General features: G+C 73.2%; 10 protein-coding genes. 4 read left to right on the forward strand and 6 right to left on the reverse strand.

Annotation, left to right across the window (positions count from 1 at the left end; all coding sequences use genetic code 11):
- The first annotated feature begins 8 nt into the window (after nt 1–8).
- Together ABZ490_RS03790 and ABZ490_RS03795 are read left to right on the forward strand one after the other, a co-directional pair.
- Nucleotides 9–2,186, forward strand: a complete 2,178-nt coding sequence (locus ABZ490_RS03790) for a 3-hydroxyacyl-CoA dehydrogenase NAD-binding domain-containing protein (protein WP_358983670.1) — start codon at nt 9–11, stop codon at nt 2,184–2,186.
- 143 nt (nt 2,187–2,329) lie between these two features.
- The gene (locus ABZ490_RS03795; protein WP_358983672.1) at nt 2,330–3,592 is read left to right on the forward strand and encodes an acyltransferase; all 1,263 of its coding nucleotides are present in this window, start codon (nt 2,330–2,332) and stop codon (nt 3,590–3,592) included.
- Here the strand turns inward: ABZ490_RS03795 and ABZ490_RS03800 are convergent.
- The 3 genes from ABZ490_RS03800 to ABZ490_RS03810 form a co-directional block, all read right to left on the reverse strand.
- Nucleotides 3,532–4,242 (reverse strand): MerR family transcriptional regulator, encoded by a 711-nt coding sequence (locus ABZ490_RS03800; RefSeq protein ID WP_358983674.1) that lies wholly within the window; start codon nt 4,240–4,242, stop codon nt 3,532–3,534. The genes ABZ490_RS03795 and ABZ490_RS03800 overlap by 61 nt on opposite strands.
- 388 nt (nt 4,243–4,630) lie before the next feature.
- Nucleotides 4,631–4,798, reverse strand: a complete 168-nt coding sequence (locus ABZ490_RS03805) for a hypothetical protein (RefSeq protein WP_358983676.1) — start codon at nt 4,796–4,798, stop codon at nt 4,631–4,633.
- A gap of 59 nt (nt 4,799–4,857) precedes the next feature.
- Complete coding sequence (locus tag ABZ490_RS03810; protein ID WP_358983678.1) at nt 4,858–6,345, reverse strand: M1 family metallopeptidase; 1,488 nt, start codon at nt 6,343–6,345, stop codon at nt 4,858–4,860.
- 217 nt (nt 6,346–6,562) lie between these two features.
- Here ABZ490_RS03810 and ABZ490_RS03815 point away from each other — a divergent pair, with 217 nt between their 5' ends.
- Nucleotides 6,563–8,506: a Xaa-Pro dipeptidyl-peptidase gene (locus ABZ490_RS03815; RefSeq protein WP_358983680.1), complete on the forward strand. Its 1,944-nt coding sequence runs from the start codon at nt 6,563–6,565 to the stop codon at nt 8,504–8,506.
- A gap of 92 nt (nt 8,507–8,598) precedes the next feature.
- Here ABZ490_RS03815 and ABZ490_RS03820 read toward each other — a convergent pair whose 3' ends face one another.
- The gene (locus ABZ490_RS03820) at nt 8,599–9,567 is read right to left on the reverse strand and encodes an FAD-dependent oxidoreductase (RefSeq protein WP_358983682.1); all 969 of its coding nucleotides are present in this window, start codon (nt 9,565–9,567) and stop codon (nt 8,599–8,601) included.
- A gap of 107 nt (nt 9,568–9,674) precedes the next feature.
- On the opposite strand from ABZ490_RS03820, the gene ABZ490_RS03825 reads away from it, so the two are divergent.
- Nucleotides 9,675–11,315: an ABC-F family ATP-binding cassette domain-containing protein gene (locus ABZ490_RS03825; protein ID WP_358983684.1), complete on the forward strand. Its 1,641-nt coding sequence runs from the start codon at nt 9,675–9,677 to the stop codon at nt 11,313–11,315.
- Between the two features lie 90 nt (nt 11,316–11,405).
- On the opposite strand, the gene ABZ490_RS03830 is transcribed toward ABZ490_RS03825, so the two are convergent.
- Together ABZ490_RS03830 and ABZ490_RS03835 are read right to left on the reverse strand one after the other, a co-directional pair.
- Nucleotides 11,406–11,969, reverse strand: coding sequence for a putative glycolipid-binding domain-containing protein (locus ABZ490_RS03830; RefSeq protein WP_358983686.1), 564 nt, complete (start codon nt 11,967–11,969; stop codon nt 11,406–11,408).
- 63 nt (nt 11,970–12,032) lie between these two features.
- Complete coding sequence (locus tag ABZ490_RS03835; protein ID WP_358983688.1) at nt 12,033–14,450, reverse strand: Tex family protein; 2,418 nt, start codon at nt 14,448–14,450, stop codon at nt 12,033–12,035.
- Nucleotides 14,451–14,524 lie beyond the last annotated feature (74 nt).

Here is a 14,524-nt window from a genome sequence, read left to right on the forward strand (position 1 = left end):
ACCCCGTCATGACCGAGAGCACCACCATCCGCTGGGAACAGGACCGCACCGGCCTCGTCACCCTCGTCCTCGACGACCCGGACCAGTCCGCGAACACCATGAACGCGGCCTTCCGCGCCTCCCTCGCCGCGGTCACCGACCGCCTGGAGGCCGAGAAGGACACGATCCGCGGAGTCATCCTCACCTCCGCCAAGAAGACCTTCTTCGCCGGCGGAGACCTGCGCGACCTGATCCGCGTCACCCCCGAGACGGCCCAGGAGCTCTTCGACGGCGGCCTGGAGATCAAGCGCAACCTCCGCCGCATCGAGACCCTCGGCAAGCCCGTCGTCGCGGCGATGAACGGCGCGGCGCTCGGCGGCGGCTACGAACTCGCCCTCGCCTGCCACCACCGCATCGCCCTGGACGCCCCCGGCGCCAAGATCGGCTGCCCCGAGGTCACCCTCGGCCTGCTCCCCGGGGGCGGCGGCGTGGTGCGCACCGTCCGCCTGCTGGGCATCGCCGACGCCCTCCTGAAGGTCCTCCTCCAGGGCACCCAGTACGGCCCGCACAAGGCCCTGCAGAACGGCCTGATCGACGACGTCGCCGCCACCCCCGACGAACTCCTCGCCAAGGCCCGTGCCTTCATCGACGCGAACCCCGAGTCGCGGCAGCCCTGGGACAGGCCCGGCCACCGCATCCCCGGCGGCACCCCCGCCCACCCGAAGTTCGCCGCCAACCTGCCCGCCTTCCCGGCCACCCTGCGCAAGCAGACCAACGGCGCCCCCTACCCGGCACCGCGCGCCATCCTCGCCGCGGCCGTCGAGGGCGCCCAGGTCGACTTCGAGACCGCGCAGGTGATCGAGGCCCGCTACTTCGTCGAGCTCGCCGCGGGGCAGACCTCGAAGAACATGATCCAGGCGTTCTTCTTCGACCTCCAGGCCGTCAACTCCGGCGCCAACCGCCCCCGGGGGACCGAACCCCGCCGGGTCCGCCGGGCGGCCGTCCTGGGCGCGGGCATGATGGGCGCCGGCATCGCCTACGCGTGCGCCCGCGCGGGCATCGACGTCGTCCTGAAGGACGTCACCCCGGAGGCCGCCGCCAAGGGCAAGGGCTACTCCGAGAAACTGTGCGCCAAGGCCGTCTCCCGGGGCCGTACGACCCAGGAGAAGGCGGACGCGCTGCTCGCCCGCATCACCCCCACCGCCGACCCCGCCGACCTGGCGGGCTGCGACGCCGTCATCGAGGCCGTGTTCGAGGACACCGCCCTCAAGCACAAGGTCTTCCAGGAGATCGAGCACGTCCTCGCCCCCGACGCGCTGCTCTGCTCCAACACCTCCACGCTCCCCATCACCGCCCTCGCCGAGGGGGTGGAGCGCCAGGAGGACTTCATCGGCCTGCACTTCTTCTCGCCCGTCGACAAGATGCCGCTCGTCGAGATCATCAAGGGCGAACGCACCGGCGACGAGGCGCTCGCGCGCGCCTTCGACCTGGTCCGGCAGATCAGGAAGACGCCGATCGTCGTCAACGACTCGCGCGGTTTCTTCACCTCCCGGGTGATCGGCCACTTCATCAACGAGGGCGTCGCCATGGTCGGCGAGGGCATCGAGCCCGCCTCGATCGAGCAGGCGGCCGCGCAGGCCGGCTACCCGGCCAAGGTGCTCTCCCTGATGGACGAGCTGACGCTCACGCTGGGCCAGAAGATCCGCAGGGAGTCCCGGCGCGCCGTGGAGGAGGCGGGCGGCACCTGGACCGCGCATCCCGCCGAGGCCGTCGTGGACCGTATGGTCGACGAGTTCGGCCGCCCCGGCCGCAGCGGCGGAGCGGGCTTCTACACGTACGCCGAGGACGGCTCCCGCGGCGCCCTCTGGCCCGGCCTGCGCGAGCACTTCACGCGCGCGGGCAGCGAGATCCCCTTCCGGGACATGCAGGAACGCATGCTCTTCTCCGAGGCCCTCGACACCGTGCGGCTCGTCGAGGAGGGCGTCCTGACCTCCGTCGCCGACGCCAACATCGGCTCCCTGTTCGGCATCGGCTTCCCCGGCTGGACCGGCGGTGTGCTCCAGTACGTCAACGGCTACGACGGCGGCCTGCCCGGATTCGTGGCACGCGCGCGTGAGCTCGCCGCCCGCTACGGCGACCGCTTCACCCCGCCCGCCCTGCTGGTGGAGAAGGCGGAGCGGGGGGAGACCTTCACCGACGCCCGCTGACACCCCGTCCGCCGGCATCCCGCGCGCCGGACCCCGTGACCTCCCCAGGGCTCACGGGGTTCGCCCCGTGGGCCCCGCCGCGTAACGCTCCTCGCGCCCCGGTCCAAGAACAGCCGTAGGGACCACGGGAGGAAGGGACGCGCGTGGACGGCACGAGGCGGTCACGGTCGGACTGGCTGGACGCGCTGCGCGCCGTCGCGGCCCTCGTGGTGGTCTTCGACCACGCGTCCGCCACCTTCCTGCCGGAGTTCCGGCGGGACCTCATGCCGCACTTCAACACCAGCCGCTACGGCATCATGGTGTTCTTCCTGGTCAGCGGCTACATCATCCCCGCCTCGCTGGAACGCCGGGGCTCCGTCCGCAGCTTCTGGACCGGCCGGATCCTGCGCCTCTACCCGCTGTGGGCGTTCGCCGTCGGCGCGGTCCTCGTCCTCGGCCTCGCGGGCGTCGCCCCCCTGCGCACCGCCCACGGCGGCGGCAGCCCGGCCGCCACGGCGCTCGCCCATCTCACCCTGCTCCAGGAACTGCTGGGGACGCCCTCTCTGCTGCTCGTCCTGTGGACGCTGTCGTACGAGATGGCCTTCTACCTGCTGGTCGTCGCCCTCTTCACGGTCCGTCAGCACCGGCGGTCGGCGGCGGTCGCCGTCACCCTCGCCGTGCTGGCCGCGGTCGGCGCCCTCACGGGCGGTGGGCTGCCGGTCTCCGCGCTGTCCGGCCTGACCGGCACCGGCCCGCTGACCGCCGCCGCCGCGGCCGTCCTGACCGCCGCCGTGTGCGGCGCGAGCGCCGGCCCGCCCGCCGTGCGCGTGGCCGGGGGAGTGCTGGGCGGGATCCTGGCGCTCGCCCTGGTGACCTTCGACAGCACGGTCCCGCAGTGGGAGAGCCTGGTGATCCTCGCCGTGATGTTCCTCGGCACCGCCGTCCACCGGGCCGAACACGGCGAGAGCGGCCGGCGTGCCGCGGTCCGCGCGGCCGCCGTGGTGCTGCTCTGCGCGGTGGGCAGCGCCTGGTGGTACGGCGACGGACATTACGTCACCCGGCGCGGCTGGATCACCGCGTTCCTGGCGGCCGTGCTCACCTTCGCCGCCGGCTTCGCGGCCCGCAGGCGGCGGATCCCGCGCGGGACGGCCGCACTGGGCGTGATCAGCTACTCGGTCTACCTGCTGCATCCGGTGCTGCTCACGGCGGTCGACGGCACCATCGGCCGGCAACGGCACGACGAGCCCCTGCTCCTGCTGGCCTTCGTCGCGGTGCTGCTGCCGCTGTGCGCGCTGACGTACCGCTGGATCGAGGCGCCCGGCCAGGCCTGGGGCCGCCGGCTGACCCGCGAGCCGCCCGCCGCCCCTCAGCCGCCCGGCTGCGCCTCCGACAGCCACAGCCGCAGCTCGTCCCGCAGCGAACGCTGAAACGTCGTCAGCAGGGCCTGGACGACCAGCGGCCGCATCTGCGCGGTCAGCGAGCGCACATCCTGCGCGTCCCGCTCGGCCACCGCCTCCCGCAGCAGCCCGGACAGCTCCTGCGCCGCCGCGCGCGAGTGCGCGATCAGCGTGGTGCGCGCCGCGAGGATCACCTCCTGCGACAGCGGTACGTCGAGCAGCCGCACCCCGAGCGGCAGCAGACCGGAGTCGACCCGGTACCCGCCGTCGGGCGCGGCCTCCACGACGTCCATCGCCACCAGCCGCCGTACGTCCTCCTCGGACAGCGGCCGCCCCGCCCGCCGCCGGAGGTCCTCGCCGCTCACCGGTTCGCCGGTGCCCGGCGCCCAGGACGCCACCACCGCCCGGTGCACGGCGAGGTCGTCCGCGTCGAGGCCGTCCGGCAGCTGCCCCAGATAGCGCTCGATCGCCGCCAGGGTCATGCCCTGCCGCTGCAGCTCCTCGATCAGCTCCAGACGCGCGAGGTGCTCCGGGCCGTAGTGCCCCACCCGGCGCGGGCCGATCACGGGCGGCGGCAGCAGGCCCCTGGTGCCGTAGAAGCGGACCGTGCGGACCGTGACCCCCGCGCGTGCGGCCAGCTCGTCGACCGTGAGGGGCGGCTCGTCGGTCTCGATCGTCATGCGCAGCAGTATCGCCGTCGCGGGGGCGGCCGTGTGAGAAGCAACGCTCTGTGAACCGGGACACGTGCGATCCCGGGAGCTGCTGATCCCGGTCTTCGCGGCCGCCCTGGTCGGCGGCTGGTCCTCTCCCTCTCCCGCCGCCGGCCGGAGCCGGAGGCGGGGGTGCACTTGTCGTCACACGGTGAGACGTGCGCCCTGAAGGGGCGCGGGGAACTGCGCGACCAGCCCCCCACGGTCTGGAGACGCGTACCGGGGGGAGGGACCGCGGCGAGAGGGAGCAGCTGACCCGGCGGAGCCGCTCGTCACCGAGCGGCTCGTGCGCCGCGGCACAGCCGTGACGGTGTACGACCACGGCGAGGGGTGGCGTCCGCCGCCGCCGTCACCTGCGCTACTTCCGGCGCGCCGCGGTCAGGCCGATCACACCGACGATGACCAGGGGTGCTCCCAGCAGATTCAGGAAGGGCGCCCCCGCGATCAGCCCGATCCCGACGCACAGCGCGCCGATCCCGGTCAGTACCCGCCACACGCCCTCGTTGCCGCTCTGCCCGCCTGCCATGACCTCTCCCCTCGGTCTCCCCGACTCCTTCCCCCGGTGCTACCCGGGGCCGCCCGTGCTCAGTGCCCGTGCACCCCGTTCGTCGCCTCGATCTTCTTCCAGGACTTCGGCCGCACGCCCGTCGCCCGAGCCGCGAGCCCGGCCCGCGCCGCCGCCTCGGCGGGCTTCGCCGGCTGGTACAGCCAGGTGTCGAAGAGCGCGCCGAGCGGCTTGCCGGAGACCTGTTCGGCGTAGGCCCGGAAGTCGGCGATGTCGGCGTTGCCGTAGGCGTGACTCTGCGGCCAGCCCCTGAGGACGGCGAAGAACGCCTCGTCGCCGATCTCGTTCCGCAGCGCCTGCACCGCGAGGGCGCCCCGGTCGTACACGGCGATGTCGAACTGCCGGTCCGCGCCCGGGTCGCCCGGCTTCACCGTCCAGAACGCGTCGTCGGCCGGGTGCGAGGCGTACACGTAGTCGGCGAGCTCCTGCGCCGCGCCCTCGCCCTCGTGCTCGGACCACAGCCACTGCGCGTACCGGGCGAAGCCCTCGTTCAGCCAGATGTCCTTCCAGCCCTTGAGGGAGACCGAGTCCCCGTACCACTGATGGGCCAGCTCATGGACGACCACGGAGGTGTTGGCGCCGTTCGCGAACTGCCGCGGGCTGTAGTACACCCGGCCCTGCGTCTCCAGCGCGAACCCGGTCGTGGTGTTCGGCACGTACCCGCCGGCCGAGGAGAACGGATACGGCCCGAACACACCGCTCAGCCAGTCGACGATCTCCCCGGTGCGCTCCACGCTCGCCCGCGCCGCCCCGTCGTTGTCCCCGAGGTCCTTGCTGTAGGCGTTGACGACCGGGACGCCGCCCTCGGAGGTGCCCGTGGTGAGGTCGAACCTCCCCAGCGCGAGGGTGGCCAGATAGGTCGCCTGCGGCTTGTTCTGGCGCCAGGTGTAGCGGGTCCAGCCCAGGCGGGACGTGGCCGACTGGAGCGTGCCGTTCGAGATCGCCTGGGTGCCGTCCGGCACCGCCACCGACACGTCGTAGGTCGCCTTGTCGAGGGGATGGTCGTTGCTCGGGAACCACCACCAGGCCGACTCGGGCTCGTCCGCCGCGACCGCGCCGTCCGGGGTGCGGTGCCACGTGGAGAAGCCGTACGCGCTCTTCGTCGACGGCACCCCGGAGTACCGGACGACGACGGTCAGGGGCGTGCCCTTCGCCAGCGGCGCCTTCGGGGTGACGACCAGTTCGTGCGCGCCGGACGTGGCGAAGGCGGCGGTGGCGCCGTTCACCCGCACCTCGGAGACGTCCAGCAGGAAGTCCAGGTCGAAGCTCGACAGATCCTCGGTGGTCCGGGCGAGGATCGTGGCGGTGCCCGCCAGCTCGTCCGTCGCCGGACGGTACGTCAGCCGCAGGTCGTAGTGGGAGACGTCGTAGCCGCCGTTGCCGTACGCCGGGTAGTAGGGGTCGCCGATGCCCGGCGCTCCGGGGGAGGCGCCCGCGGCGGACGCCGGGATCGCCAGCAGGACGGACGCCGCGGCGAGTGCGCCGGGCACGAGGAATCTGCGGTGCACGTGAGCTCCAAGTCGTGGGGGTACCAGGGCTGTTCGGAGCCTATTGAGTCCCTGTGCCCGGCCCGCGTCCACCGCCGCCCCTGTCACACGATCGCCATTCGGCCGTCATGACACACCACTCGCATGGACCTGTTCCGGCCACCGCGCCCCCCGCGGTCACAGGCGGCTCACAAACGCCCTCTTCTGCGCGGGTGTTGACCGGGGTACCGTCCCGCGCATGCCGACACGCACGCGCTTCACGATCTGGAGAACGCTCGCGACCGCCGCCCTCACCCTTCTGGTGGCAGGCTTCCTCACCCCGGTGACCGCCCAGGCCGCCCCGCGCGAGAGCCGGCCCGTCTACTCCTACGCCCAGGCGATCCGCGAGGCCGTCTGGGTCGACACCGGCCTCGACGGCGACGGCGACGGGCGGCACGACCGGGTCGCCGTCGACATCGTCCGGCCCGGCGAACCCGCGGCCCGGGGCCGCAAGGTGCCCGTCATCATGGACGCCAGCCCCTACTACTCCTGCTGCGGCCGCGGCAACGAGAGCCAGCGCAAGACGTACGACGCCACCGGGAACGTCGTCCAGATGCCGCTGTTCTACGACAACTACTTCGTCCCGCGCGGCTACGCCGTCGTCGGCGTCGACCTGGCCGGCACCAATCGCTCCGACGGCTGCGTGGACGTCGGCGGCCGCTCCGACATCCTCTCCGCGAAGGCCGTCGTCGACTGGCTGAACGGCCGCGCCAAGGCCTACACCACCCGCACCGGCACCACCACCGCCACGGCGGGCTGGACCGACGGCAGAACCGGGATGATCGGCAAGAGCTGGGACGGCACCATCGCCAACGGAGTCGCCGCCACCGGCGTCAAGGGCCTGAGGACCATCGTCCCGATCGCCGCGATCTCCTCCTGGTACGACTACTACTTCTCCCAGGGCGCCCCCCTCTACGACTCCGGCCCCGATTGGCTCTCCGACTACGTCGACAGCCCCGACGCCCGCGCCAAGTGCGCCGCCGTCCAGCGCGCACTCGTCGACGGAGCCCCGCGCACGGGTGACCGGACCTCCCTGTGGACCGAGCGGGACTACGTCAAGGACGCGAGCAGGGTGCGGGCGAGCGTGTTCCTCGTCCACGGCATGCAGGATCTCAACGTCCGGACCAGGCACTTCGGCCAGTGGTGGGACGCCCTCGCGAAGAACGGCGTCGAGCGCAAGATCTGGCTCTCCCAGACCGGCCACGTCGACCCCTTCGACTTCCGGCGCGCCGCCTGGGTCGACACCCTGCACCGCTGGTTCGACCACGAACTCCTCGGCTACGACAACGGAATCGACCGCGAGCCGATGGCCGACGTCGAACGCCACCCCGACCAGTGGGCCACCTCGAAGGTCTGGCCGCCGACCGGCACCCGGTCCACGATCCTGCGCCCGGCCACCGGCGCCCAGCCGGGCGTCGGCACGCTGGGCCTGCGCCGGGGCACCGGCACCGAGACCTTCACCGACGATCCGCGGCTGAGCGAGACCGACTGGGCCGCGCGGATCGACACGTCCACCCCCGCCAAGGCCGGCTTCGCCACCGGGCCGCTCACCCGCGACCTGCGCCTGTCCGGCTCCTCCCAGGTCACCGTCACCGCGACCCCCACCACGGCGACGGCCCATCTCAGCGCCGTCCTCGTGGACCTCGGCCCCGACACCGTCCGGGACTACGCGGCGGCCGGCGAGGGCATCACCACCCTCACCGACCGCACCTGCTGGGGCGAGAGCACGGCGGGCGACAGCGCCTGTTTCAAGGAGACCGCGGCGAAGACCGCCGACGTCGGCTTCACGGTCCTCAGCCGGGGCTGGGCCGATCTCGGCACCTCCGCCGACCCCGGCAAGGGCGTGCCGCTCACTCCTGGCCGGCGGTACACGATCACCCTCGATCTGGCCGCCACCGACCATGTCGTGCCCGCCGGGCACCGGCTGGCGCTGATCGTCGCGGGCACGGACAAGGACCTCATCGACCCGCCTGCGGATACGCCCACGCTGGGTGTGGATCTGGCCCGGACGTCGGCTCGGGTGCCGTTCGTGGGGGGTGCGGCTGCGTTCGTGGCGGCCACGACCGGGGCGGCCGGGGATGGGATCGGCTCCGGTCCGTTGGACGGTGTGCGTGTGCCGGGTGGTACGTATCGGATTCCCTGACAGCTCCATCGGGTCGTCTGCCGGCTGCGGGTTCGCTGTGGCTGGTCGCGCCCACGCGGCGGAGCCGCACATCGATACGGCCCCGCGCCCCTTCAGGGGGTTGCAGCTGAGGGGGTGGCCAGGTGGGCCGCCTCCTCGGCGCAGCCCCAGGCCACCGTCACGCCCGCGCCGCCGTGGCCGTAGTGGTGGACCAGGAGGCGGCCGTCCGGCAGTGTCGTCCGCTCCAGTCGCACCGTGGGCCGTACCGGGCGCAGGCCCACCCGGTGGGCCAGGATGCGGGCGTCGGCGACCTCCGGGCGCAGGGCCGCGCACCGCCGTACGATCGCCTCGGCCTGGGCCGGGTCCGGCTCCGGGGACCAGTCGTCGTCCTGGGCCGTGCCGCCCAGGAGGAGACGGCCGGGCTGGGGGAAGAGGTAGGCCAGGTCGCCGCCCGAGGTCCCGGCGACGAGCCAGGTGTCGATGCCGGGGTTCTCGACCACGACCAGCTGCCCGCGCTGCGGCCGCACCGACAGGTCGCCGGCCAGTTCCCGCGCGCCGAGGCCCGTGCAGTTGACGACGACCGGCGCCTCGGCCTCGGCGAGATCGGTCACCGTGCGCTCCTCGACCGAGCCGCCCGCCCGCCGCAGCCGCTCCCGCAGCCAGGGCAGATGCACCGCCATGTCGATCAGCGGCAGCCGTGCCCACATCGCGTCCCCGCCCGGGTACTCCCGCTCGGTGGCCCGGCGCACCCCGGCCGGCCGGCCCGCCGTCCAGGCCCGGACCCCGGCCGGGTCGACGCCGCCCATCGCGCCCTCGACCAGCCGCACCCCGGTCTCCCCGGCCCGGCCGGCCAGCTCCTCGTACACCTCCAGCGAGCGCAGCGACCACCGGCGCGCCGCCGCGAGCGGCTCGATGTGGTACGGCCACCAGAGCGCGCCGGCGACCGCCGAGGTGGTCCGCTCCACCGGGTCCCGCGTCCAGAGCCGCACCCGCCGCCCGCGCTCGGCCAGGACGAGGGCCGTCGTCAGCCCGACGACCCCGCCGCCGATCACCACCACATCGTCCCGCCCGGCACTGTCCACGGGCGGACGGTAGCCGAGGCGACGGGGGCGCGGCGAGGGGGCACGGTGAGGGCCGCCGGGAAACCCGTGCGCCCGCCCGGCCGCGCGACCACTAGGATCTACGACCTGTGACCGCCACCCTCGTCGTCAAGAACCTCGCCGCCGGACACGGCGACCGCTCCCTCTTCTCCGGGCTGGACCTCGTCGTCGCGCCCGGTGACGTGATCGGGCTGGTCGGTGCCAACGGTGCGGGCAAGTCCACCCTGCTGCGGCTGCTCGCCGGGCTCGGCGCGCCCGAACAGGGCGAGCTCAGGCTCTCCCCGCCCACCGCGACCGTCGGCCATCTGCCGCAGGAGCCGGAGCGGCGCCCCGGGGAGACCGTGCGCGAGTTCCTCGCCCGGCGCACCGGAGTCGCCGAGGCCCAGCGGGTCATGGACGAGGCGACCCAGGCCCTGGTGGACGGCGCCCCGGGCGCGGACGACGCGTACGCGACCAGCCTGGAGCGCTGGCTCGGGCTCGGCGGCGCCGACCTCGACGAGCGCGCCGAGGAGGTCGCCGACTCCCTCGGCCTCGGTGTCGGGCTGGACCAGCCGATGACCGCCCTGTCCGGCGGCCAGGCCGCCCGCGCGGGCCTCGCCTCCCTGCTGCTGTCCCGCTACGACGTCTTCCTCCTCGACGAGCCCACCAACGACCTCGACCTCGACGGCCTGGAGCGCCTCGAACGCTTCGTGACCGGACTGCGCGCGGGCACCGTCGTCGTCAGCCACGACCGCGAGTTCCTCACCCGCACCGTCACCAAGGTCCTCGAACTCGACCTCGCCCAGCAGCGGATCAACCTCTACGGCGGCGGCTACGACGCCTATCTGGAGGAGCGGGACGTGGCCCGCCGGCACGCGCGCGAGGACTACGAGGAGTACGCCGACAAGCGCTCCGCCCTCCAGGACCGCGCCCAGATGCAGCGGTCCTGGATGGACAAGGGCGTGAAGAACGCCCGGCGCAAGGCGAACAACGACAACGACAAGATCGGCCGAAAGTTCCGCAGCGAGGCCAGTGAGAAGCAGGCCGCGAAGGCCCGGCAGACCCAGCGCATGATCGAGCGCCTGGAGGTCGTCGAGGAGCCCCGCAAGGAGTGGGAGCTGCGCATGGAGATCGCGGCCGCCCCGCGCTCCGGGGCGGTGGTCGCCACCCTGCGGGACGCGGAGGTACGGCGGGGCGACTTCGCCTTCGGCCCGGTGACCCTCCGGATCGACTGGGCCGACCGGGTCGCGGTCACCGGTGCGAACGGCGCGGGCAAGTCGACCCTGCTCGCCGCGCTCCTCGGCCGGATCCCCCTGGACGGCGGGCACGCGGCGCTCGGCTCGGGCGTCCTGGTGGGCGAGGTCGACCAGGCGCGCAAACTGTTCCACGGCACGGAGTCCCTGCTGGACGCCTTCTCCGCGGCCGTCCCCGACACCGAACCGGTCGAGGTCCGCACCCTGCTGGCCAAGTTCGGTCTGAAGTCGGACCACGTCCTGCGGCCGGCGGCCACCCTGTCACCCGGCGAGCGCACCCGCGCCGCCCTCGCCCTCCTCCAGGGCCGCGGCGTCAACCTCCTCGTCCTCGACGAGCCCACGAACCACCTGGACCTGCCCGCCATCGAACAACTGGAGTCGGCCCTCGACGCCTACGAGGGCACGCTCCTCCTCGTCACCCACGACCGCCGCATGCTGGACGCGGTCCATGTCACCCGCCGCCTGGAGGTGGCGTCCGGCAAGGTGACGGAACGCTAGGCGCCTGGCCGGACGCGGGTGCCCGGGCGCTGCCCTCCGGCCTGGCCCGGATGAGGCGCATGAGTCTCGTCGGGCCGTGCCCGACGGCTTTCAAGCGAGCCGTGTGGCCAGGTCAGGGTAGTCCTGTACGAAGCCGTCCCGGTCGAAGATGATCTCGGTGCGGAAGCTGCCGGACGTGAACCGTACCCGGGTGCCCCGTTCGTCCGGTCCGAGGTGGGTGTAGGTCTGCCAGGAGGGTCGTACGGTGAGGGCCGGTACCGACACCCAGGCCGTCAGCAGGCGTCGCTCGCCCGGTGTCCGGTGCAGGTCGTGCCGGAGCACCGGCGGGGTGTTGGTGAGCGGGCACAGGCCCAGATCGCAGTCGACGGCGTCCTGGAAGCCGGGCAGCGGCTCCCCGTCGGCCGTCCAGCCGCCCCGGCCGTCGTGCCGTAGATCCAGCGACCTGGTCCGCTCGGCGGTCTCCACCGTCACCCGCAGCCGCCGGGTCGTGAAACCGTCGGCGGTGTCGAGGTCGTACGACACCCAGTACGGCTCCGGCCGGGTGCCGACCGCGCGCCCCCGGGCCCGCAGCAGGCCCTCGCCGGTCTCGGTCCACGCGGTCTCGTAACCGCCGCTCGCCGTGACGGTCCAGGTGCGGACACGCGAAGTGGTCATACCGTCACTGTACGAGGGGCAAGGGCCCCGGCGCCCTGTCGGGAACCGGGGCCCGCGGTCAGGTCAGCCGCGGCCCTTCTTCGGGTCGAGCAGGCCCGCCTTGCGCAGGGCGTCGGCCATCGCGCTGTTGGCCGGCGGCGGTGCCTGGCGCGAGCCGCCGCCCCCGCGCTGACCGCCGTTCCCGCCGCGCCGGTCGCCCTGCTGCTGCTGCCGCTGCTGCGGCGGGCGTCCGCCGCCCCGCTGCGGCCGTCCGCCGCCGGAGGAGCGGTCCTGGCCCTGGGCGGCCGCCTCGTCGTCCAGCCGGAGGGTGAGCGAGATCCGCTTGCGCGGGATGTCGACGTCGAGGACCTTCACCTTGACGATGTCACCCGGCTTGACCACGTCCCGCGGGTCCTTGACGAACGTCTTCGACAGCGCCGAGACATGCGCCAGCCCGTCCTGGTGGACACCGATGTCGATGAACGCGCCGAAGGCCGCCACGTTCGTCACGACGCCCTCCAGGACCATCCCGGGCGCAAGGTCGGAGATCTTCTCCACGCCCTCCTTGAAGGTGGCCGTCTTGAAGGCGGGCCGGGGGTCGCGCCCCGGCTTCTCCAGCTCCCTGAGGATGTCCCCGACGGTCGGCAGACCGAACGTGTCGTCCACGAAGTCCGCGGGCCGCAGCGAGCGCAGCACCCCCGTGTTGCCGATGAGGGAGGCCACCTCCTGGCCGGAGGTCTTCACCATGCGCCGTACCACCGGGTACGCCTCCGGGTGCACGCTGGAGGCGTCCAGCGGGTCGGAGCCGCCCCGGATCCGCAGGAAGCCCGCGCACTGCTCGTAGGCCTTGGGACCGAGCCGCGACACCTTCTTCAGCTCCGTACGGGAGGAGAACGGCCCGTTGGCGTCCCGGTGCGCCACGATGTTCTCGGCGAGCCCGGAGGTGATGCCGGAGACCCGGGCGAGCAGGGGCGCCGACGCCGTGTTGACGTCCACCCCGACGCCGTTCACACAGTCCTCCACCACCGCGTCCAGCGAACGCGACAGCTTCACCTCGGACAGGTCGTGCTGGTACTGGCCCACGCCGATCGACTTCGGGTCGATCTTCACCAGCTCGGCCAGCGGGTCCTGGAGCCGGCGCGCGATGGAGACCGCGCCGCGCAGCGAGACGTCCATGCCGGGCAGCTCCTGCGAGGCGAACGCGGAGGCCGAGTACACCGAGGCGCCCGCCTCGGACACCATCACCTTGGTGAGCTTCAGCTCCGGGTGCCGGGTGATCAGCTCACCGGCGAGCTTGTCGGTCTCCCGGGACGCCGTGCCGTTGCCGATCGCGACCAGCTCGACCGCGTGCTCCTGCGCCAGCCGCGCCAGCTTGGCGAGCGCCTCGTCCCACTTGTTGGCCGGGACGTGCGGGTAGATGACGTCCGTCGCGACGACCTTGCCGGTCGCGTCCACCACGGCCACCTTCACGCCCGTGCGGAAACCGGGGTCGAGACCCAGCGTCGCGCGCGTGCCGGCGGGCGCCGCGAGCAGCAGGTCCCGCAGGTTCGCGGCGAACACGTTCACCGCCTCGTCCTCGGCGGCCGTGCGCAGCCGCAGCCGCAGATCGATGCCGAGGTGGACGAGGATGCGGGTCCGCCAGGCCCAGCGGACGGTGTCCGTCAGCCACTTGTCGCCCGGCCGGCCGCGCTCGGCGATGCCGAACCTCGACGCGACGATCCCCTCGTACGACGACGGTCCGGGCTGCTCGGAGGGCTCATCCGGCTCCAGGGCGAGGTCGAGGACCTCCTCCTTCTCGCCCCGCAGCATCGCCAGGATCCGGTGCGAGGGCAGCTCGGTGAACGGCTCGGCGAAGTCGAAGTAGTCGGCGAACTTCGCGCCCGCCTCCTCCTTGCCGTCGCGCACCCTGGCGGCCATCCGCCCCCGCCCCCACATCCGCTCGCGCAGCTCGCCGATCAGGTCGGCGTCCTCCGAGAACCGCTCGGTCAGGATCGCCCGCGCGCCCTCCAGCGCGGCCTGCGGATCGGCGACGCCCTTGTCGGCGTCGATGAACGCGGCCGCCGCCGCGAGCGGCTCCACGCCCGGGTCGCCGAGCAGGCCCTCGGCCAGCGGCTCCAGACCCGCCTCGCGCGCGATCTGCGCCTTGGTGCGCCGCTTGGGCTTGTACGGGAGGTAGACGTCCTCCAGCCGCGCCTTCGTCTCGGCGCCGCGGATCTGCGCCTCCAGCGCCTCGGTGAGCTTGCCCTGCTCGCGCACCGACTCCAGGATTGCGGTGCGCCGCTCCTCCAGCTCCCGCAGATAGCGCAGCCGCTCCTCGAGCGTGCGCAGCTGCGCGTCGTCGAGCATCTCGGTCGCTTCCTTGCGGTACCGGGCGATGAAGGGCACCGTCGAGCCGCCGTCCAGCAGCTCCACGGCGGCCTTGACCTGCCGTTCCCGTACGCCGAGCTCCTCGGCGATCCTGCCTTCGATGGACCCTGCTTCGAGGGATCCCGGTGTCGTCACGAGCCCGTACCGCCTTCTCCACTGAGGTTGCGCCGCAATTGTGGCAGGTGGCACCGACAACCCGCCGCCGCCCC

It is taken from the genome of Streptomyces sp. NPDC005811, assembly GCF_040630405.1.
GTDB lineage: Bacteria > Actinomycetota > Actinomycetes > Streptomycetales > Streptomycetaceae > Streptomyces.